The organism is Lacinutrix jangbogonensis, assembly GCF_000797445.1.
GTDB classification, from domain to species: Bacteria; Bacteroidota; Bacteroidia; order Flavobacteriales; family Flavobacteriaceae; genus Lacinutrix; species Lacinutrix jangbogonensis.
Genome location: NZ_JSWF01000046.1, coordinates 1 through 19968 on the forward strand (window position 1 = coordinate 1; position 19968 = coordinate 19968).

Sequence of the window (19968 nt, forward strand, 5' to 3'; positions counted from 1 at the left end):
GCAACAATAATATCTGTGCAATATGTTGGTGCGCTATAAAGAAATGAAGCATCATCTGTAGCGTTTATTGTTACAATTTGGTCAGATGAATTGACACAAACTCCTGCAGTAGTATAAGTCACAGTATAAGTTCCTGGAGTTGATACCGAAACATCAATAACACCAGTTGAAGCATTAATAGAAAGTCCTGCGCCAGAAGTAAACGTTCCACCAGCTAAACCAGTAAATGGTTGGAGTAGAATCTGTAGCATCTTGACAATACGCTGGTGCATCATAATTAAACGAAGCATCATCTGTTGCGTTTATTGTTACAATTTGGTCAGATGAATTTACACAAACTCCTGCAGTAGTATACGTTACAGTATAAGTTCCTGGAGTTGATACCGAAACATCAATAACACCAGTTGAAGCATTAATAGAAAGTCCTGCGCCAGAAGTAAACGTTCCACCAGCTAAACCAGTAATGGTTGGTGTTGGATCTGTATCTGCTGAACAATAAGCAGCTGTACTATAATTAAATGAAGCATCGTCTAAAGCATTAACGGTTACAGGAACACTTGAACTGTTTGGACAAGATCCAACAGTTGTATACGTTACTGTATACGCTCCTGGTGCTGAAGTTGAAACATCTATGGCTCCAGTACCTGAAGTAATAGATAATCCTCCTGGTGCAGATGAAAAAGAACCGCCTAGTAAACCAGCAACGGTTGGAGTAGGATCTGTATCTGCTGAACAATAAGATCCTGCACTATAATTAAATGAAGCATCGTCTAAAGCATTAACGGTTACAGGAACATTTGAACTGTTTGGACAAGCTCCAGCAGTTGTATACGTTACTGTATACGCTCCTGGTGCTGAAGTTGAAACATCAATTGCACCTGTACCAGGATTAAGAGTTAAACCTGCAGAACTTGTAAATGTTCCACCTGCTAAACCAGTAATACTTGGAGTAGGATCTGTATCATCTTGACAATAAGCAGGTGCATCATAACTATAGGAAGCATTATCTAATGCATTAATAGTGACTGAAACGTTTGAAGTGTTAGGGCAAATTCCTATTGTAGTATAAGTTACTGCATAAGTACCTGGATTCGAAGTAGAAACATCTATGCCACCTGAAGCTCCATTAAGAGTTAGTCCAGCTGTACTTGAAAAAGCACCGCCTCCTAAACCAGTAATAGTTGGAGTAGGATCTGAATCGTCAACACAAAAAGTTGAAGATCCATAATTAAATGATGCATTATCTAAAGTGTTAACAGTTACTGTAACTTGACCACATGAACCAGGTGTAGCACAACCGCCTTCTCCTCTTATAAAATAAGTAGTTGTTGAAGTTGGAGATACCGATAGGGTAGATCCTGCAGTATTTCCTACTGAAGTACCACCACAAGAACCCGTATAAACATGCCATGCTGTTGCATCGTTTAATGTACCAGATATATTTAATGTAGTGGAACTTCCTGTGCAAATAGGATTTGATGTTGCTGCTACTGTTGGAACAGTAGGTTCTGTGCAAGTTGGTACAGGTAATGATACTAATGTAATGTTCACAAAATGATTAGCAGCATTAGAACCACAAGCAGCACCAATATCAACCAAGGCTCTCGCATCGGTAGTAGGTGCGGTAAAAGTAACACTAGCATCATCGCCGCAGGTATTATCGTTAAAACCTAGTTGTGTTCCAGCGCTATTATAAATCGTTAAATACGTATCATCATTAGAACCACAGGTATCAACTGTATAGGTAGCGCCAACAGTTAAGCTGTTTATTGAAGCATATTCACCGCCCCAAGAGACCTGAGAAACTTCAGTGCTTACACCTACTGTTAGGGATGTTGCGTTAAAATTAACACCACCAGTTGGGGTGTTATTATTGGGACATTGTGCAAAAGATTGATAAGAAAAAAGGGTAAGCAATAAAAAAGTTAGGAAAATAGTAATTTTCTTCATAATAAATTAGATTAATTAATAGCTTAGTGTTTATAGTTAATAGAAAAAATTAATAAAGTTAAAGATAATGATAAAAAATCACTTTAAAACTTAAGTCATATTATTATTCTAAAAACAGGTATTTATACCTGTTTTTAATAAAACGAGATTATTGTATTCTATAAGGCCTATATTATTCTATATTTAGGGCTTTCAAAAACTATGAGAATGCATTTGTATTTAAAAATATTAACACAAAACGATTACATTTGCCCTTTAACATTTTAATATTATGTATTTAAAAATAAATCGCTTTTGTATAATAACACTTGGTTTAATATTGTTTTTAATGGGTTGCAAAGATAAAAAAACTTTAGAACTACCTGTTTTAACTTCAAGTGCTTTGCACCAAGCTAATGTTACGTTAGAACAAGATATTGTTCACGATTTTTTCTCACCACCAGTAGCAGGGAGAATTTATTTGTATCCAAATCTCACTGCGTATGAAATATTAAGTAAGCATGCTGCAGAAATGCATTCGTTAAAAACAATAATTCCTAATTTTCCAGAAACACCTATTTATGAAGGTTCAGAATTAAATAAATTGGCTTCAATTTATAGTTTTTATCTAGTAGCTCGTGAACTAGTATATACACCAAAGCATATTGATTTAAAAATTAGTGAATTAAAAGATTTGTATAGCAATCATAAAGAGTTTACTGCTGTTGAAAAATACTGCCAAGAATTTTCAAAAATAATGATAGCGTGGTTTAATAAAGATTTTTATAATGAAACCCGTAACATGGGAGATTATACACTTTTAAAAACACCCGGTTCTTGGAGCCCAACACCACCAGATTATATGGATGCGCTAGAACCACATTGGGACAAAATACGCCCTGTAATTCTTGATTCTTCAAACCAATTTACACCACCAGCTCCTACAACCTATAATATGACTCCTGGGAGTAAATTCCATACGGAATTACTAGAGGTTTACGATGCCGTTAAGAACAACGATGGTTCTACTATTGAAATTGCTAAATTTTGGGACTGTAATCCTATTGTTCCAAAACATAAAGGGCATATTACCTATGCCGAGAAAAAACTGACTCCTGGAGGCCACTGGATGAATATCTGTCGTGCAGCAACAGAAAATGAAAAATATAACCTTAATAACACTGCATTGGTGTATGCCTCAATAACTGTTGGTATGTTCGATGCTTTTATTAGTTGTTGGGACGTTAAATATAAAACGAATTATATTCGTCCGGTAACTATAATACAAAATGAAATAGACCCAACTTGGATGCCAATTCTAACCACACCAAATTTCCCTGAATATACTAGCGGACATAGTGTGGTATCGCGAAGTGCATCTACAATTCTTACGTATTATTTTGGTGATAATTATGGGTTTACCGATGAAACCGAAGTGCCTTATGGAATGCCTCCAAGGACTTTTACTTCTTTTTATCACGCTTCAGATGAAGCAGCAATTAGTAGGTTTTATGGAGGTATACATTATAAACCTGCAATAGAAGTTGGAGTAGAACAAGGTAAAAGAATAGGCGCATTAGTTGTTAGTAAAATCCGAACATTAAAAAAATGAAAAATCCCTTTCTAATTTCAATCCTTATTATATTTATATTATTTAGTTGTAAACCAGATAAAGAAAATACTAAAGAAATAATTGAGACTTCCAAAGTACAGACAGAAAAACTATTTACATTGCTTACAGAAAAAGAAAGTGGTTTCTATTTTATAAACGAAGTAAATTCTACAAACGAAGTTAATGTACTTACTTATGAAAATTATTTTAATGGAGGCGGAGTTGCTGTAGGAGATATTAATAATGATGGGCTTCTAGATATCTTTATGACTGGTAATTTGTTTGGTGGTCGTTTATATTTAAACAAAGGCAATATGCAGTTTGAGCAAATATCTGATAAAGCAAATGTTTATAGTAATGGTTTTACAACCGATGCCGCTTTTGTAGATGTTAATGGCGATGGTTATCAAGATATTTATTTGTCTAAATCATTATCTTTAAGTGGAGAACAGCGTAAAAATGTACTTTTATTAAATAATAAGGATAATACTTTTACTAATAAAGCTGAGGAATATGGAATTGCTGATAATGGGTATTCAAATCAATCTGTATTTCTCGATTACGACAATGATGGAGATTTAGATTTATATGTTATGAATCATCGTTCTGATTTTGAAAACGCTCAAACAATCTATGACACTAAAAATGACCTAGGAAACATTATTCCTTCACACCAATTTTGGGATAATAACTATGCAGATAGGCTATATAGAAACAATGGCAACAATAGTTTTTCTAATGTTACTGCTACTTCTGGGATACTAAATAATGATTTTAGTTTAAGTGCAGTAGCTTCAGATATTAACAACGATGGCTATGTAGATTTATATGTTTCAAACGATTTTGTCTCTAAAGATCACGCCTATATTAATCAAGGTAATGGTACTTTTAAAGATGAAATTGAAACTATGTTTTCACACATTCCTAAAAGCGCAATGGGAACAGATATTGCAGATTATAATAACGATGGGTTTCTAGACTTGATTAATGTTGATATGACACCTGAAAGTAATTATAGGCAAAAACAGCTTAAAGGTGCTAGTCCATATGATAAATATCATCTTGCATTAGACTTTGGTTTTTATCATCAAATAAGCAGAAACATGCTTCAGTTAAATAATGGAGATGGTACTTTTAGTGAAATAGGACAATTGGCCGGTGTTGCTTATACAGATTGGAGTTGGTCTTCTTTATTTGCAGATTTAGATAATGATGGTTATCAAGATTTATTTATTTCAAATGGACACTACAAAGACATAACAGATCTAGATTATTTAAAATACAAATCCGTTGAAGTTGTTGACAAAGCTGGAGGAATGAGCAAAGTAAATTCGCTAGACTTGATTAATTTAATGTCGAGTACTAAAATTCAAAATTACGCTTATAAAAACACAAAAGATCTTAAGTTTGAAGAGCAATCAAAAAACTGGGGATTAGATACTAAATCGCACTCGAACGGAACTGTTTATGCTGATTTAGATTTGGATGGAGATCTAGATTTAATAATAAACAATTTCAATCAAGAAGCCTTCTTATATCGTAACAACTCTAGACAAATGGATAAAGGAAACTATCTTTCTGTTGCGTTATCTGGAGGAAAAGGTAACACCTTAGGTTTTGGAGCTAAAGTTAGTATTGAAACAAATTCTGGCAAACAGATTAGAGAATGCACACCTTATAGAGGTTTCTTATCTTCTGTAGATCCTGCGTTACATTTTGGATTAGGAAAAGAAGAAACAATTAATCAAATTGAAATTACTTGGCCTACAGGTGAAACTCAAACTTTAAAAAATATTAAATCGAATCAGCGTATCACTGTAGATATTAAAAACGGAATAAAAAACAATTCTAAAATTAAGAAGTCGAATTCAAAACAATTCAGTATTGAAAAAGGAAACTATAATTATACTCATAAAGAAAATCCTTATATCGATTTTAAACAAGAGCCATTATTAGAGCATATGTTATCTAACAAAGGTCCTATCCTTGAAAAAGGAGATATTAATAACGATGGTTTAATGGATGTTTATATTGGAGGTAGTGCAAATGAAGCTGGACAACTATTGCTACAGCAATTCAATGGAACTTTTAAAATGAAAAATATTCCAGATTTTATTAACGATAAAAACCATGAAGATGGTGGTTGCGCTTTTATTGATGTAAATAACGATGGGAATATAGATTTATATGTTTCTAGTGGAAGTAATGAATTTAATATTGGTGAAATTTATCAAGACCGCTTATATATAAATGATGGTTTAGGAAATTTAACGCGTAACCGTGATTTGCTTCCTGAAATTCATTCCTCAACTTCTGCCGTTGTGCCAATAGATTTCGATAACGATGGCGATTTAGATTTGTTTGTTGGAGGTTTTGCAAAGAAAAATGAATATCCACTTGGTCACCAAAGTTGGTTATTAAAAAATACTAATGGACAATTTACAGATGCTTCATCTTTACTTCCAAATAATGGAGAATTAGGTATAATATCAGATGCAGCAGCATTATCAAATAATAAATTAATTGTCGTTGGAGAATGGATTAACATTAGCATTCTTAAAAAAAACAAAAATGGAATATTTGAAATTTCTAAAGAAAACGGACTAAATAATACTGGAGGTTGGTGGAACTGTATAGAAACTGCAGATTTCGATAATGATGGTGATCTCGATTTTGTTGTTGGAAATCGTGGAGAAAACTCTATGTATAAAGCTACAGCAGAATATCCAGCATCTATTTATTGGGGAGATTTTGACAACAATAACGATTTAGATGCCATTCCTACCTATTACAATTTTGCAAGCAAAGGGCACTACCCAAAACATGGGTTAGATCAATTATTTATGCAAATGAAAGGTGTTAGACGCACTTTTTCTGATTATGCATCCTATTCAAACGCATCTTTAGAAGAAATTATTCCAAATCGAGATAATAGCAAGAAAGTTCACATGTTTAAATCAGTTTATGTAGAGAATTTAGGAAACGGAAAAATGAAAGTAAGCCCACTTCCAGTAAATGCGCAGTTCTCTTATGTTCAAGGCATTCTAGCAAAAGATTTAAATGCTGATGGTAGTAAAGATATAATTCTTGTTGGAAACAATTTTGGTGTTGATATTGAAATTGGCAAAAGTGACGCCAGTAATGGACTTGTTCTTATTAATACTAAAGAAGGTTTCAAGCCTCAAACAGTTTTAGAAAGTGGTTTCACTACAAAAGGACTTGATTCTAGAAACATTCTTGAAATAGCAGACAGCTTAATTCTTGTTTCTAATAATAATGGACCACTGCAGTTCTTTGAGGTTAAATAAACACTTTTACTACAATTAAGATAAAAAAAGGAGCCGTTATCGGCTCCTTTTTACATATGTTATTTAATATTAGTTTCTTGAAGGATACACTCCAAATAAACAAATAATATAGTTTATACATTCCCAAGGTTGCATGTTGTTTACATGTTGGTTTCCTCCACTGTTACCTACAGTTACAGAAACACCATCAGTTGCAGCAGCTGTTCCATTTCCTGCTACTCCCCAACCACTAATACTTACATTGTCACCACCACTAGTTCGTCCTGCCATTGGAGCTGGATAAGAATTTACTGGTGTATTTCCTGCTGGTGTAGCAGAAGTATTTAAATGTCCTGTTGCAGCATGGTTGTGCGATGGCAGTTGAGTAGTATTTAAAGTGTTAGTTTCTGTACCAGACCTTTGACCTAAACTACGCGTTGTAAGACCTGGACCAGTACCTGCATGAATTGGTGCGCGACCTCTTAAATCTGGTAGTGCAAAAGTAGTTCTACCGTCTCCGCCATAGGTTGTACCTAATATGGAAAACAATGCTGTATTTTGTGAAATAGCTAATAACTGTCCGTTGCAAAATGCCCATGATCTTGGTGCAAAGTTACCTCCAAACGCCATAATTTCTCCTATAAATGGATTCATAATTTTAAGTTTTTAGTTAATATTAATTTCTAGAAGGGAAAACACCTTGTAAACAAATAATGTAATTTACACATTCCCAAGGTTGCATGTTATTTACAGATTGGTTTCCTCCAGAATTACCAACAGTTACTGCAACTCCGTCATTTGCAGCGGCTGTTCCATTTGCTGCAGTTCCCCAGCCACTAATACTTACACTATCACCACCACTAGTTCGTCCTGCTATTGGAGCTGGATAAGAATTTACTGGTGTATTTCCTGCTGGTGTAGCAGAAGTCTTTAAATGTCCAGCTGCTGCATGAGAGTGAGATGGCATTTGTGTAACATTTAATATATTGGATTCTGTACCTCCTCTTTGTCCTATTCTTCGATTTGAAAGACCTGGACCAGTTCCGGCATGAATTGGAGTACGACCTCTTAAATCGGGTAAAGCAAAAGTTGTTCTTCCATCTCCGCCGTAAGTTGTACCCAATATAGAGAATAAAGCACTGTATTGAGAAATTGATAGTAGTTGACCGTCACATAACGCCCAAGCTCTTGGAGCAAAATTGCCTCCAAACATTGAAATTTGACCTAAAAATGGATCCATAATAAATAGTTTTTTTAGTTAATAGTTCTCCAAAATTAATCTAGAACTATACATTTTTTTAACGTGCATTTACGTATTTATAAAATCAGGTAGAAACACCTGTTTATTAAATTTATTTGTAGCGGTGGCATTTTATTCAGTAACTTTAAAAACTATTAATCTTACATACTAATCTTAAAAACTTAAAAATTATGAGTGCAAGACCAATTGACATTAATGACGCTATAGCTTATGCTACAAAATGGCAAAATGAAAACCCAAAACATGCAAAAGCGCATTTAATTCCTAATGAAGATCTTATAGCATGTCTAGAAGAAATGGGTGTTTTAGTAAGTGATGGAGAAGGAAAGTACACACTTAATGTTGCGGCAGGAGCAGGTGTTCGTGCTTATATGGGTATAAATAGACCTGAAGGAGAAGCGCCAAGCCCACAAACTGAAAAACTTTTATTAGTAGGTACAAAATTAGATTGCGAAGGAATCCCTAGAGATCTTGTTCAAGGCGAAAAACCTTCTGGATGTGAGGATAAAGCGGTAGATAATGCCGTTAAAGCTTTAGCAGGAAGTGGTGTTTATGATTTTACAAAACCGTGCCCAAATCTTTGTGATATTAATAGTCCATTAAATCCTTAAAACATTAAATGGAGGTTGTATTTATTAAAGTTATTTTAAATTACCTTGAGTACATATTACTTTCTATAAATGCTATATTATATACATATAGTTATTTAAAAAAAGCGAAAAATAAAGCCATTAAATATTTTGCGATTTATTTGATTCTTATTTTTTGTGTTTTACTAGGAAGTCAATTAATAATTGATATACAGAGGGAATTTAATTTTACAGAAAACAACTTATATTTATCTCACTTTTATTTTATTTTTCAGTTTATTTTTCTGTCACTGTTTTACAGTCAGTTATTTACTAAAAAGCAAATAAAATGTCAAAAAATTACAACTGGTTTAGTGTTTTTTATTTTAACAATACAATACGCTCTAAACCCAAGTTTGTTTGAAAAATTTAATTTATTAGAAATATTTATTACCTCTTTTCCATTAGTTATATATTCTATTTTTCATTTATATAATTCCTTAAGTAAAGCTGGAAAATTTATGTATATAAATGCTGGTGTTTTAATTTATTTAGCGACAAGTACATTAATATTTATTCTAGGCGATTACTTAATCAATGTTGATAGAGAGATAACCGCAGACGTCTGGTTTTTAAACCGGGTGTTTTATGTTGGCTATTTGGTTTTAATTTTAATAGAATGGAAAAAGAGCTTATTGAAAACGAAAGATTAATTATTCAAGCCTTAGTTTATGGCATCATCTTTTTGGTGCTTGTAACTACGGGCTTAATTTTGTTTTTTCATTATTCAAGGCGTAAAATAGTTGCAAAAGAGTTGGAAAAAGCAGCCCTGAAATTAGAAAATCAACAAAAAATATTAGAAACTTCTATAACTATTCAAGAGAGAGAACGTAAGCGTATTGCACAAGATTTGCATGATGCTATTAGTTCTAAATTAAATATCGTAAGCCTATCTACTAATGTCTTATTATTAGATAAAACTATCACTAAAAAACAACATAAAACATTAGAACAAATTCTAGAAATAACAACAGGAACATTAGAAAGTTCTCGCAGAATAGCGCACAATTTATTACCTCCTATTTTAGATGAATTTGGACTTAAATCTGCATTAGAAGAATTATTTGAAGAATACATTGCTAATACAAATATCGATATTGAAAGTAATATAGAAGAGCCTTCTGAATTATCTAAAGCGAACCAATTACATCTTTTTAGAATAATACAAGAACTCATTAATAATTCTATAAGACATGGTGAAGCTAATGAACTAGTTATATATATGGAACAAACCAAAACCGGATTCTTATTAAGATACCAAGATAATGGTAAAGGTTTTACTTATAAAGAGGTTACAGATAAACCGGGTATTGGTTTACAGAATATAAAAAGTAGAGTCAAAATATTAAAAGGGAAATTAAAAATAGATAGCACTAAAAATAGCGGAAGCCAATTTATTATACGTTGCGATTATGAAGAATAAAATAAAAATTGTATTAGCAGATGACGAGCTATTGTTTAGACAAGGTCTTAAAGCGATTCTTCAAAGCCACGATTCTATAGACGTGCTTTTTGATGCAGAAAATGGAGAACATTTAATACAATTATTAAGAAATGCTAAACAACTTCCTGAAATAGTGATTACAGATCTTAAAATGCCTGAGAAAAATGGTGTTGAAGTTACTAAGCATATAAGAAAAGAGTTTCCTAAGATTAAAGTTATTGCACTCACGAGTTATTTTAGTAAACCTTTTATTTTAAATATGATTTCTATTGGTGCTGTCGCCTATTTAGCAAAGAATAGTACTCCAGTACTTATGATAAAAACCATTGAAGAAGTGGCTGAAAAAGGGTTCTATTATGATGAACAAGTGATGCAATATGTGCATGAAAGCATTACAAACCCAAAAGACAAAAATATAAAATCAACATTTGACGCCAATTATTTTACTAAGCGTGAAGTTGAAGTTTTAGAACTCATTTGCAAACAATACACGACTAACGATATCGGCGACAAACTTTTTATAAGTCCAAGAACAGTAGAGGGTCATCGTAATAATTTGCTTTTAAAAACGGATGCCAAAAATGTTGCTGGATTGGTAATTTATGCTCTCAAAAACAAACTTGTTTCGCTAGACAACAATTCCTTTTAATACAGAAGTACAGCTATAAATTTAAAGTACTGGTTACAAAATATACATTAATAAAAAAAGGGCTTCTATAATTATAGAAGCCCTTTTTAAGTTTATTTAATACGTAGTTTTATTCTTTTAAAACACGTATTGTTTTTGTTCTAATACCATTTGCACCTTCCATTGAAACTTCAATAAAATAAGCGCCAGATTGTAAATTAGACAAGTCTAATTGCTTAGTCGTTGCATTTGGTATTTCTGTTAATACAACTTGTCCTAACATATTTAATACGCTTACTTGAGTAATAGTAGCCTCAGATTTAAGCGTTAAAATAGTATCTACTGGATTTGGGAAATAAGTAAACCCGTAATCCTCAAAGACTGTTGTAGATAATGTTGTTTCACTTACCGTGATATTAAAAGCCCCTTCAACAAGTTGAGTGTTTCTAATAACAGCAACACCATCACTCCAAACTCTAATATAATAAGTTGCATTTGGCGTTAAACCAGTTAAGTTAATAGATTCTCCCGCATTACCAACAGAACACGCGATAAGGTCAACATCTAACTGACTACAATTTGTTGAAGAATACACGGCTACATTTGCCTGATCTGAAGTGCCTGAAATAACTGTTGTTACCGTTGCTAATCCTGTAAGCGGTGCTTGGAAAGTGTACCAAACATCTGATTTAAAGGTAGAAGGTTCACAACTTGTATCGTCTGATGCGCCTGTAGAATCATCTGTTGCTCCTGCTGTTGTTTCTCCTGATAAAGTGACACCTAAACTAAGCGGTGTTGCACTTGAGCATAAATCGTTATTAGGTGCACATTCATCTATTACAACACTAACACTTGAACTGTTAGAACATGATCCAGAAGTTGCATAAGTCACAGTGTATGCTCCATTTGTTGATAACGCAATATCAATTATTCCTGTTCCTGCGTTTATAGAAAGTCCTGAAGGTAATGCTGTAAACATTCCTCCTGCTAAACCTGTAATGCTTGGAGTAGGATCCGTATCTGCTGCACAATAAGTAGCCGCGTCATAATTAAAGGAAGCATCGTCTATAGCGAAGACTTCTACATTGTCATTTGCTGAACCTGAACATCCGTTTGCATCTGTAAAGTTATAGGTTATAGTATGGACTCCAACTCCAGCTGCTGCTGGATCGAAATGGTAGGTCATTCCATTGGCATCATCTGTAACACCGGGTCCTAATACACACCTCCTGTTGCTAAGCCTCCACCAACATTATTTTGAACTCCTGAATCTATACAAACATCTGCAAGCGCTGTAAATGTTACTGTTGGTAAAGCATTTTCGATAAGATTAACAGTTCCCGAAGTAGCAGAACAGCCATTATCTGTAACTGTTACGGAATATGGATTTCCTAGAGTAGTTAAAACCGAAGACGTTGAAATACCTGTATCGCCATTAGACCATAGATAAGAAGCCGTTGCTCCAGCATTTGTAGCTGTTAAAGTAACATTAGGAGTTCCTGCACAATATTCAAGAGCTGTTCCTGAAGTAATTATCGAGGCAGCTGGTACAGCATTTTCAATAAGATTAACAGTTCCCGAAGTAGCAGAACAGCCATTATCTGTAACTGTTACGGAATATGGATTTCCTAGAGTAGTTAAAACCGAAGACGTTGAAATACCTGTATCGCCATTAGACCATAGATAAGAAGCCGTTGCTCCAGCATTTGTAGCTGTTAAAGTAACATTAGGAGTTCCTGCACAATATTCAAGAGCTGTTCCTGAAGTAATTATCGACGCAGTTGGTACAGCATTTTCAATAAGATTAACAGTTCCCGAAGTAGCAGAACAACCATTATCTGTAACTGTTACGGAATATGGATTTCCTAGAGTAGTTAAAACCGAAGACGTTGAAATACCTGTATCGCCATTAGACCATAGATAAGAAGCCGTTGCTCCAGCATTTGTAGCTGTTAAAGTAACATTAGGAGTTCCTGCACAATATTCAAGAGCTGTTCCTGAAGTAATTATCGACGCAGTTGGTAAAGCATTTACTGTAATAATTACTGGAAGTGCTTGTGAATCGCATGGGCTACTGTCTTCTGCAACGTATACGGTCTGTGGACTTGTTACTGTTGTTGTCATTGGATTATAAGATGCAACCGAACCAGCTAATAAATTAGCAGTTCCACTAGCAGGATCTGCATCATAAAAATTAAATGCAGTTGTAGATGTTCCTGTAAGTGTAATATTATCCATCGAAATATATTCTGTTGAAGCACCATTATAAACACAAATTTGAATTTGTAGTGTTGTGCCTGTAATTCCTGTTTGAGTAACTGTAGTTGAAACCCAATCACTATCATCTGGAAGATCTCCTGTTAATGTATGTGTTGCACTTCCCATACTCATCCAATCTGTAATTAGAGTTGGCATACCATCTATAATTAAGGTAACATCGGCATAATCAGCTGTTTCAAGATCACCTTGTTCTTCAATTAAAGCCGAAAAATCAACACTTGTATAAGTAGAAATATCAATACTTTCAGAAAGGAAGCACACTTCTCCATCCACATCTCGCCCTACTAATTGTCCTCCATTAACATTAAAAGAATCAGTTGTAGCAGTTATTCCAGAAGTAGTACCAGATACACTCCATTGTCCATTTGTAGGCGCAATATTAGTTGCGCATGTTGTTGGGTCTGCACCAGAACAAACTCCTATAACACCAGCTCCATCTTGATCAAATGTTTCTGCCCAAAATTGGGTAGCACCACCAGAGGCACCAACAGGTGTTATAGTAACATCGCTTCCAGTACATCCATCAATATTTGAAACTGTAAATGTAGCAGCTGGTAAAGCGAAGACTTCTACGTCATCAGTAGCTGAATTTGAACATCCAATTCCCGCAGCGAAAGTATATGTAAGTGTGTGAACTCCAACTCCAGCTGATGCTGGATCAAAATCGTATGTCATACCATTGCCATTATCTGTAACTCCCGGTCCTGAATAAAAAATACCACCTGTTGGAGCACCGCCACCTAATCCGGTTTGAACTCCAGAATCAAGACATAAATCTGCAAGGGCTGTAAAGGTTACCATTGGTAATGCAAATACTTCTACATCATCATTTGCTGAATCTGTACAACCGGTTGTTATAGCTGTATAGGTAATAGTATGTGTTCCTACACCTGCTGCTGCAGGATCGAAACTATATGTCATTCCGTTTGCATCGTCTGTAACTCCAGTTCCTGAATACGTACCACCTGTAGCAGTTCCACTTCCTAATCCGGTTTGAACTCCGGAATCAATACATAAATCTGCAAGCGCTGTAAAGGTTACTATTGGTAAAGCATTAACATTTACTATAATTTCACCACATAATCCTGAAGCTTCATCTACACAACCCGCTCCATCTTCTCCTCGTATATAAAACGTTGTATTTGCTGTTAAAGCAGCTGTTGTAAATGAGTTTGTTGCCGAAGTTCCTACTTGAGTACCACCGCAAGAGCCTGTATATATATGCCATTGTATAGCATCATTTAATGCGCCTGTCCATGTTAACGTTGATGTTGAACCTGAGCATGTTGTACTTGGTGTTGCAGTTAAAACGGTTGGGATATCTGGATCTGTACATGAAGATTCACCTACTGCTGCAATTGAGAAAAAATAATCTGGTTCATGTACATCATTGCTATTGATATGAATTTCTGCTTGTCTGGTTGAAGCAACAGCTGATGAAAAATCTATAATAAATGTAACACTACTCATACCTGCAACAGTTGCAGATGGCTGAGTGTTAACACTAAAATCTGCTGCATCAATACCACTTATGGAAACAGCATTACTTCCTAAATTTAATGTTCCAGCACCTAAGTTTTGTATTGTAAATGTTCTCGATAAACTTGCTCCAGTTCCAAAATCTGTATGATCTCCTGAACCTGGTGACACATTACCTAAAATAATATTTGTTGCGTTTCCTTGCACATTAATTTCTGGATTAGATCCAGAGGGAAGTGTTAACACCAAAACCTCTATTTCATCTGTATTTGCATTTGGTGGTGAAGTTAAATCACGATCATCTATGTAAGCAACTATTGCAACATCTGATGTTAAAGCATTAATGCTTACATCTTCAGCTTGACCTCCTGTAACGATATCTGAACCGGAACTTACTGTAAAATCATTAGAAGCTAATAAAGCTGTAAAATATTCAGAGCTTATTATTCCACTACCACTATCTACTGCAATAATAACCTCTGTTGCAGATAATGCACTCATTGAAAATGTAGAAATACCACCACCTGTATAAAAATTAGCAATAGATCCTGGAAATGTAAAATCTGTACCACTTAATGTTGCATAAATTAAATGACCTTGATCTGTTGGTGCTTGTTCATAAGCTATGGCTACTTCTGTTTCACTTAATGCTACAATTCTAATATCATCTACATCATCTGCAACAAACTCAAAAAGCTCTGGTGTACCTATAAAAATACTAGCACTAGCATCTATGGTACCAGCTACTACATAGCCATCCTCTGCTGGATGACCATCCCCATAAACCATAGCAAATTTAGAGTCACTTACTCTAGTGATATCGATAAGAGTAGATGCTGCTGCTGATGGGTTAATTGGGGCTCCCCATGTAATTGTACTACCGCTTACATTACCTGCAATAACCGCTGCTCCATTATAAGTGATTTGATCATCCCATGCTAAAACAACTTGAGAATCATTGATTGCAGTTAGTTCGAAACCTTCATTCCAACTTCTTTCATATTTAGTATTACTTATTTGGGCACTTGGGTTTGCAGTAATGGTTGTTCCATCTATATCTATTACAGAATATGTTAAAGCGTTTAAATTACTTGGGTCATCAACTTCCCAAATAGCAACTGCTTTAGTAGGGCTTAATGCTTCTACTTTAACATAATTATTAATATCAGTTGTTGCTATAATTACTTCAGTGCCAAACGTTATGTTGCTTCCACTTGTTGTTCCTATTACTGCTCTTAAATTATTTGTATTAAAATCATTATCGTCTTTATAAAAGAGTAAAACTTTATCATCGGATAATCTGGTAGACCACATTGCATTAGATTCGTATGCTCTTCCTTCTCTTTCTCCTGCGGTTGCAATTCTTCCTGAGAAGGCTGGTGCTGGAGACGAAACTAATGTAATATTAACGTGATGGTTCTGATTATTAGCAGTACATCCTCCGTTCCAACCCAACTGAGCTTTGTACGTCCCTGAAGTTGCTGCAACGAATGTTACACTTGCATCATCTCCACAGGTTCCTGTTTCATTAAAACCGACTTGAACGTTGCTAGGGTCATAAATTGTTAAATTAGTATCGGTAGGAGACCCACAAGTATCTATAGTATATGTAGCACCTGCAACCATATTAGATATAGGAACATACTCACTTGCCCATACAACAACAGCAACCGAAGTAGATTGTCCTAAACCAAGCCCTGACGCATCATAAGTTTGAAAGAATTGAGCTCCTAGTGAACATTGTGCAAAAGATTGATAAGAAAAAAGTGTGAATAATGCAAGAGCAAGTAAAAAAAGTAATTTTCTTCATAATAGCTAATTTAGTGATAGTTGTAGTTAAAATTTTTTATCCAATTCCCTAAAAAATATTTAGAACAAGCTAATTGTAATGAGATTTCTTTGGGTGTTTTCGTCGTCAAGTTAATGAAATTGTTAAGGTGTTCGTTAAAAAGACACAAATTAACGCTGAATAATATTTAAAAATCCAATTGTTATCTAAAAAAGAAAATCGGCTATTTATGAAGTATTATGTAGATTTACGCATTTTCATTGTTATTATAATACCTAAAAAAACCGCTTTCAATTTTTATAATGAAAGCGGTTTTTATTTTCCTGTTTGTTTTAAATATTTATCTAATAATTAATCTTTTAACTGTTGAAGCTTCTTTTGAAGTTATGGTTAACAAATACAATCCAGACGTTAGATCACTAAGGTTTAGCTGTTTGCTATCTGTAATACCGTTTAGGCTAAAGCTAGCTACTACACGACCATTAATATCTGTTAAGTTTACTTGTTCTAAAGCAATTCCAGAATTGCGAATCGTTACAAGACCATGAGAAGGATTAGGGTATAATTTTAAAGCATTATCGATACTAAAACTCTCTGTTGAAAGTGTGAAAAACATTAAAGCAGGTGCTATATTACCAACAGCTGTTGTATATGCCATAGCTGTATGATCATCTTCTTGAAGATAATTTGCAGTATCTGTAAGTGCTAATTTTGCAGCCGCAATGCTAGACCCTAAATCTGGAAATCCAGAAAAATCATACGCACTATTATAAACTACATTATCAAAATCATCTTGATTTCCTATGCCACTTCCTAAACCTAAAGCTGTTACAGGACTAGATGTGTCTTGCAAACCAAATGGCAAACCTGTTTGTTTTGTATTTGCTTTAGAACCGGTAAATTCTGTAGATGCCGTATTAAGTGCAAAAATAAAAGTAGGGTCTTGTGATGGATCTATAGCATCCCCTAGATCTGCATCCTGAAACACAAGAACTTGATCACCAAATGTTGAAAAAGACATTGCTCCTATAATCCCTGCATCTGTATACGTGGTTATATTTGGATCTATAGATTTAATAATCGTTCCTAAACCAATGCCTCCAGAAGGTACTGTATATTTTCTAGCACCTTCAATACAACCAAGAGGATTGAAACCATCAGCATCGGCTCCACAATTTGTAAAATAAATAACTGTACCTGCCAAAAGGTCAACAAAAGTGACAAAAGCAAAAGCATCAGGATCGTCTGTTTTAACATGTATAACAGCAATATCACCAGCTACAAGTGTCGTTTGTGCATTTAGGTTATTAGTAATGAGTACTATGGACAAAGAAAATAGTAAAAAAAGTAGTTTTGTTTTCATAATTTGTGTTTAAAGCTTTAATAAAAATACATATAATAAATAACATTAAACAAATCGAAAAACTAAAAATTAGTTACTTACTATAATCTGATTGTTAGCAAGTTAAAAAAAACCTACTCTAATCTGGGACTTTTTTAGTTATATAATTTTAAAAAGAACTTAATCCCTTGACATAAAAATGCTTAAAATATACCAGAATAATAACATTAACGAAGCGAACAAGCCCAATGCTGCAGGAATATAATCGTTTACTGTATATTTATTTACCAGATTAGACGTTTGATACAAAATTGAACCTCCAGCCAATAAACACATTCCAACCGAAAACCATAATCCCATATTAAATCCAAAAAGAGTACCTGCTATAATTAATCCAAGCGCAATAAAGAAACCAATTGTTAGACCTGTTTTTAGGAATGAAAAATCCTTTTTTGTTACAAACACTACCGCTGTTAAACCTGAAAATAGAGACAATGTAACAATTCCTGCTTGTTGCAAAATTTCGGTGCCTTGTTCCATATAGAACGCAGCAACATATATCATTGGAACAAAAATAAATGCTTCGGCTAAAATATATAATCCAAAAGCTAAGTATTGTTTGTTTTTATCCGGCGTTTTTAGGGCCATTCTTTCTGCATAATTAGTAATAAACATAAAACCACCTAACATTAATAGCCATTTAAAACCCTCGGTCATTGATAATGCAAAATTTACGATAGTATCACTTTGCAATAAAAGGTATTCAAAAAATATAAATAGTAATACACCACCAGCAACATGTCCATAGGTTTTTTTATAAAATGCTACACGTTCTTCTTGCGCTAAAGCACTAACCGCAATGCGTTGTTGTGGCATAGGGTTTTCAAATGAATTGTTCATATAATCGTTTAAATAAGTTAAAAATTAAGAGTTTAAATATAGTAGATTAATTTCTGTTTCCAAATATTCTTAAAGCAAAATATAACAAGGAAGCAATTGCACCAAGCGCAGCTACTAAGTAGGTTCTTGCAGCCCATTTAAGAGCATCTTCAGAACCTTTATACTCTTCTGGAGTTAGCATGTTTTTGTTTTTTAACCACGCTAATGCGCGATTACTAGCATCGTATTCTACAGGTAAAGTTATTACACTAAACAGCGTTGCAAAACTCATCATTACTAAACCTGCTATAGCAACATATTGTCCTGCGACTCCCATTGCTTCAGTAGCCATTAAAGCAATACCACCAAAAATAACCCATTGAGACATACGCGATGTCATTTGTACTACAGGCACTAATTTAGAACGCATAGTTAAATATTTATATGCTGTTGCATGTTGCACGGCATGTCCAACTTCGTGAGCTGCTACCGCTGCTGAAGAAGCATTTCGTTCGTTATAAACAACTTCACTTAAGTTAACCGTTTTGTTTGTTGGATTGTAATGATCTGTTAATTGACCTGGAATGGAAATAACCTCAACATCTCTAATACCATGATCTGCCAACATTTTAGTTGCAATCTCTGCACCACTCATTCCATTGCGTAAATGTACTTTGGAGTATTTAGCAAATTTTCTTTTTAATTGACTGCTTACCAACCAGCTTACTAAAGATACTATTCCAATAATAACATAGTAACCCATATAACCAAATCCCATCATAATTTTAAGGTTTTAATACTCCTTTAAAGGTAACAAAAAGTGAGCCACTTTTAGGACAAGAAATTTTGTCAGTTTATTGTTTTAAAAGTTTCGCTTTTTGGGTTACTGTTACTGGGTAACTAATCACTTCAGTACCATCCTCAGTAGCTTTAGTAACCGTTTTTTCTTTTTTTCCAGAGAATACAATTTCAAAAGTCATGTAATCAAGAAAAAAAGCTTCGGTAGTCATTAACAAATTACCACTTACTTCAAAAACATTATAGAGTACATTATCGACTAGTTTGGCGTCTAAAATAATACCATTATTTTCATCGATAACGTATTCTCCTTTTTCTTTATCAATGGTTTTTAAGGTGTAATTTCTATCGTTACGTTTGCCATCAAAAATATAGACAATCTTATAAGTGTAAATTCCAATAGAATCTGTTACTGCTAAATGAAATTCCATTCCAATACTTTGCTTGCCTTTTGCATTGGTTATTTCTAGGTCGCCTTTATAAATACCAAAATAATCTTCTGGAAATGCTAATGTTCCATCTTGCGCTTGCGCGGAAAAACTAATAGCTACTATTAAAAGAGTGAAAATTAATTTCATAAGTTTTGTTATAAATGTACAACAAGTTCTCGA

At 34.1% G+C, this 19968-nt stretch carries 16 protein-coding genes; 6 read left to right on the forward strand and 10 right to left on the reverse strand.

The genetic code is table 11. From position 1 onward, the window contains the following. Both RH82_RS18520 and RH82_RS17065 read right to left on the reverse strand, forming a co-directional pair. Positions 1–251 (reverse strand): hypothetical protein (locus RH82_RS18520; protein ID WP_156112525.1); only part of this gene is annotated, 251 nt, incomplete at its 3' end. After that, the gene (locus RH82_RS17065) at positions 175–1950 is read right to left on the reverse strand and encodes an Ig-like domain-containing protein (protein WP_034062632.1); all 1776 of its coding nucleotides are present in this window, start codon (positions 1948–1950) and stop codon (positions 175–177) included. The genes RH82_RS18520 and RH82_RS17065, both read right to left, overlap by 77 nt. A 271-nt stretch (positions 1951–2221) precedes the next feature. Here RH82_RS17065 and RH82_RS17070 point away from each other — a divergent pair, with 271 nt between their 5' ends. Both RH82_RS17070 and RH82_RS17075 read left to right on the forward strand, forming a co-directional pair. Next, entirely contained in the window at positions 2222–3541 is a 1320-nt protein-coding gene (locus RH82_RS17070) for a vanadium-dependent haloperoxidase (protein ID WP_034062633.1), read from the forward strand. After that, complete coding sequence (locus tag RH82_RS17075; RefSeq protein WP_034062635.1) at positions 3538–6849, forward strand: VCBS repeat-containing protein; 3312 nt, start codon at positions 3538–3540, stop codon at positions 6847–6849. The genes RH82_RS17070 and RH82_RS17075 overlap by 4 nt, the downstream gene beginning before the upstream one ends. Positions 6850–6918: 69 nt before the next feature. On the opposite strand, the gene RH82_RS17080 is transcribed toward RH82_RS17075, so the two are convergent. Both RH82_RS17080 and RH82_RS17085 read right to left on the reverse strand, forming a co-directional pair. Beyond that, positions 6919–7482, reverse strand: a complete 564-nt coding sequence (locus RH82_RS17080; RefSeq protein ID WP_034062637.1) for a phage tail protein — start codon at positions 7480–7482, stop codon at positions 6919–6921. A 22-nt stretch (positions 7483–7504) separates the two neighbouring features. Then, positions 7505–8068, reverse strand: coding sequence for a phage tail protein (locus RH82_RS17085; protein WP_034062638.1), 564 nt, complete (start codon positions 8066–8068; stop codon positions 7505–7507). 191 nt (positions 8069–8259) lie between these two features. Between RH82_RS17085 and RH82_RS17090 the strand changes: the two genes are divergently transcribed. From RH82_RS17090 to RH82_RS17105, 4 genes are all read left to right on the forward strand, one after another. Further along, positions 8260–8700: a hypothetical protein gene (locus RH82_RS17090; RefSeq protein WP_034062639.1), complete on the forward strand. Its 441-nt coding sequence runs from the start codon at positions 8260–8262 to the stop codon at positions 8698–8700. Positions 8701–9032: 332 nt separating this feature from the next. After that, complete coding sequence (locus tag RH82_RS18525; protein WP_156112526.1) at positions 9033–9371, forward strand: hypothetical protein; 339 nt, start codon at positions 9033–9035, stop codon at positions 9369–9371. Beyond that, positions 9338–10141 (forward strand): sensor histidine kinase, encoded by an 804-nt coding sequence (locus RH82_RS17100; RefSeq protein ID WP_034062644.1) that lies wholly within the window; start codon positions 9338–9340, stop codon positions 10139–10141. The genes RH82_RS18525 and RH82_RS17100 overlap by 34 nt, the downstream gene beginning before the upstream one ends. Next, positions 10131–10811: a response regulator transcription factor gene (locus RH82_RS17105; protein ID WP_034062645.1), complete on the forward strand. Its 681-nt coding sequence runs from the start codon at positions 10131–10133 to the stop codon at positions 10809–10811. The genes RH82_RS17100 and RH82_RS17105 overlap by 11 nt, the downstream gene beginning before the upstream one ends. A 109-nt stretch (positions 10812–10920) precedes the next feature. On the opposite strand, the gene RH82_RS17110 is transcribed toward RH82_RS17105, so the two are convergent. The 6 genes from RH82_RS17110 to RH82_RS17135 form a co-directional block, all read right to left on the reverse strand. Next, positions 10921–11976 (reverse strand): T9SS type A sorting domain-containing protein, encoded by a 1056-nt coding sequence (locus RH82_RS17110; protein WP_034062646.1) that lies wholly within the window; start codon positions 11974–11976, stop codon positions 10921–10923. 29 nt (positions 11977–12005) lie between these two features. Beyond that, the gene (locus RH82_RS17115; protein WP_034062648.1) at positions 12006–16175 is read right to left on the reverse strand and encodes a beta strand repeat-containing protein; all 4170 of its coding nucleotides are present in this window, start codon (positions 16173–16175) and stop codon (positions 12006–12008) included. 503 nt (positions 16176–16678) lie between these two features. Further along, the gene (locus tag RH82_RS17120; protein WP_034062651.1) at positions 16679–17701 is read right to left on the reverse strand and encodes a T9SS type A sorting domain-containing protein; all 1023 of its coding nucleotides are present in this window, start codon (positions 17699–17701) and stop codon (positions 16679–16681) included. Between the two features lie 159 nt (positions 17702–17860). Further along, positions 17861–18580, reverse strand: a complete 720-nt coding sequence (locus RH82_RS17125; RefSeq protein ID WP_034062653.1) for a Bax inhibitor-1/YccA family protein — start codon at positions 18578–18580, stop codon at positions 17861–17863. 46 nt (positions 18581–18626) lie between these two features. Beyond that, entirely contained in the window at positions 18627–19340 is a 714-nt protein-coding gene (locus RH82_RS17130) for a zinc metallopeptidase (protein ID WP_081979291.1), read from the reverse strand. Between the two features lie 73 nt (positions 19341–19413). Continuing rightward, on the reverse strand, positions 19414–19935 hold the full coding sequence (locus RH82_RS17135) for a hypothetical protein (RefSeq protein ID WP_052158411.1): 522 nt from the start codon (positions 19933–19935) through the stop codon (positions 19414–19416). Positions 19936–19968: the final 33 nt, after the last annotated feature.

What these genes read in the sequence shown, in the direction of transcription:
- RH82_RS17065 (WP_034062632.1), bottom strand. Translation starts at nt 1,950, where the DNA reads ATGAAGAAAATTACTATTTTCCTAACTTTTTTATTGCTTACCCTTTTT.
- RH82_RS17070 (WP_034062633.1), top strand. Translation starts at nt 2,222, where the DNA reads ATGTATTTAAAAATAAATCGCTTTTGTATAATAACACTTGGTTTAATA.
- RH82_RS17075 (WP_034062635.1), top strand. Translation starts at nt 3,538, where the DNA reads ATGAAAAATCCCTTTCTAATTTCAATCCTTATTATATTTATATTATTT.
- RH82_RS17080 (WP_034062637.1), bottom strand. Translation starts at nt 7,482, where the DNA reads ATGAATCCATTTATAGGAGAAATTATGGCGTTTGGAGGTAACTTTGCA.
- RH82_RS17085 (WP_034062638.1), bottom strand. Translation starts at nt 8,068, where the DNA reads ATGGATCCATTTTTAGGTCAAATTTCAATGTTTGGAGGCAATTTTGCT.
- RH82_RS17090 (WP_034062639.1), top strand. Translation starts at nt 8,260, where the DNA reads ATGAGTGCAAGACCAATTGACATTAATGACGCTATAGCTTATGCTACA.
- RH82_RS17100 (WP_034062644.1), top strand. Translation starts at nt 9,338, where the DNA reads ATGGAAAAAGAGCTTATTGAAAACGAAAGATTAATTATTCAAGCCTTA.
- RH82_RS17105 (WP_034062645.1), top strand. Translation starts at nt 10,131, where the DNA reads ATGAAGAATAAAATAAAAATTGTATTAGCAGATGACGAGCTATTGTTT.
- RH82_RS17110 (WP_034062646.1), bottom strand. Translation starts at nt 11,976, where the DNA reads ATGACCTACCATTTCGATCCAGCAGCAGCTGGAGTTGGAGTCCATACT.
- RH82_RS17115 (WP_034062648.1), bottom strand. Translation starts at nt 16,175, where the DNA reads ATGGTTGCAGGTGCTACATATACTATAGATACTTGTGGGTCTCCTACC.
- RH82_RS17120 (WP_034062651.1), bottom strand. Translation starts at nt 17,701, where the DNA reads ATGAAAACAAAACTACTTTTTTTACTATTTTCTTTGTCCATAGTACTC.
- RH82_RS17125 (WP_034062653.1), bottom strand. Translation starts at nt 18,580, where the DNA reads ATGAACAATTCATTTGAAAACCCTATGCCACAACAACGCATTGCGGTT.
- RH82_RS17130 (WP_081979291.1), bottom strand. Translation starts at nt 19,340, where the DNA reads ATGATGGGATTTGGTTATATGGGTTACTATGTTATTATTGGAATAGTA.
- RH82_RS17135 (WP_052158411.1), bottom strand. Translation starts at nt 19,935, where the DNA reads ATGAAATTAATTTTCACTCTTTTAATAGTAGCTATTAGTTTTTCCGCG.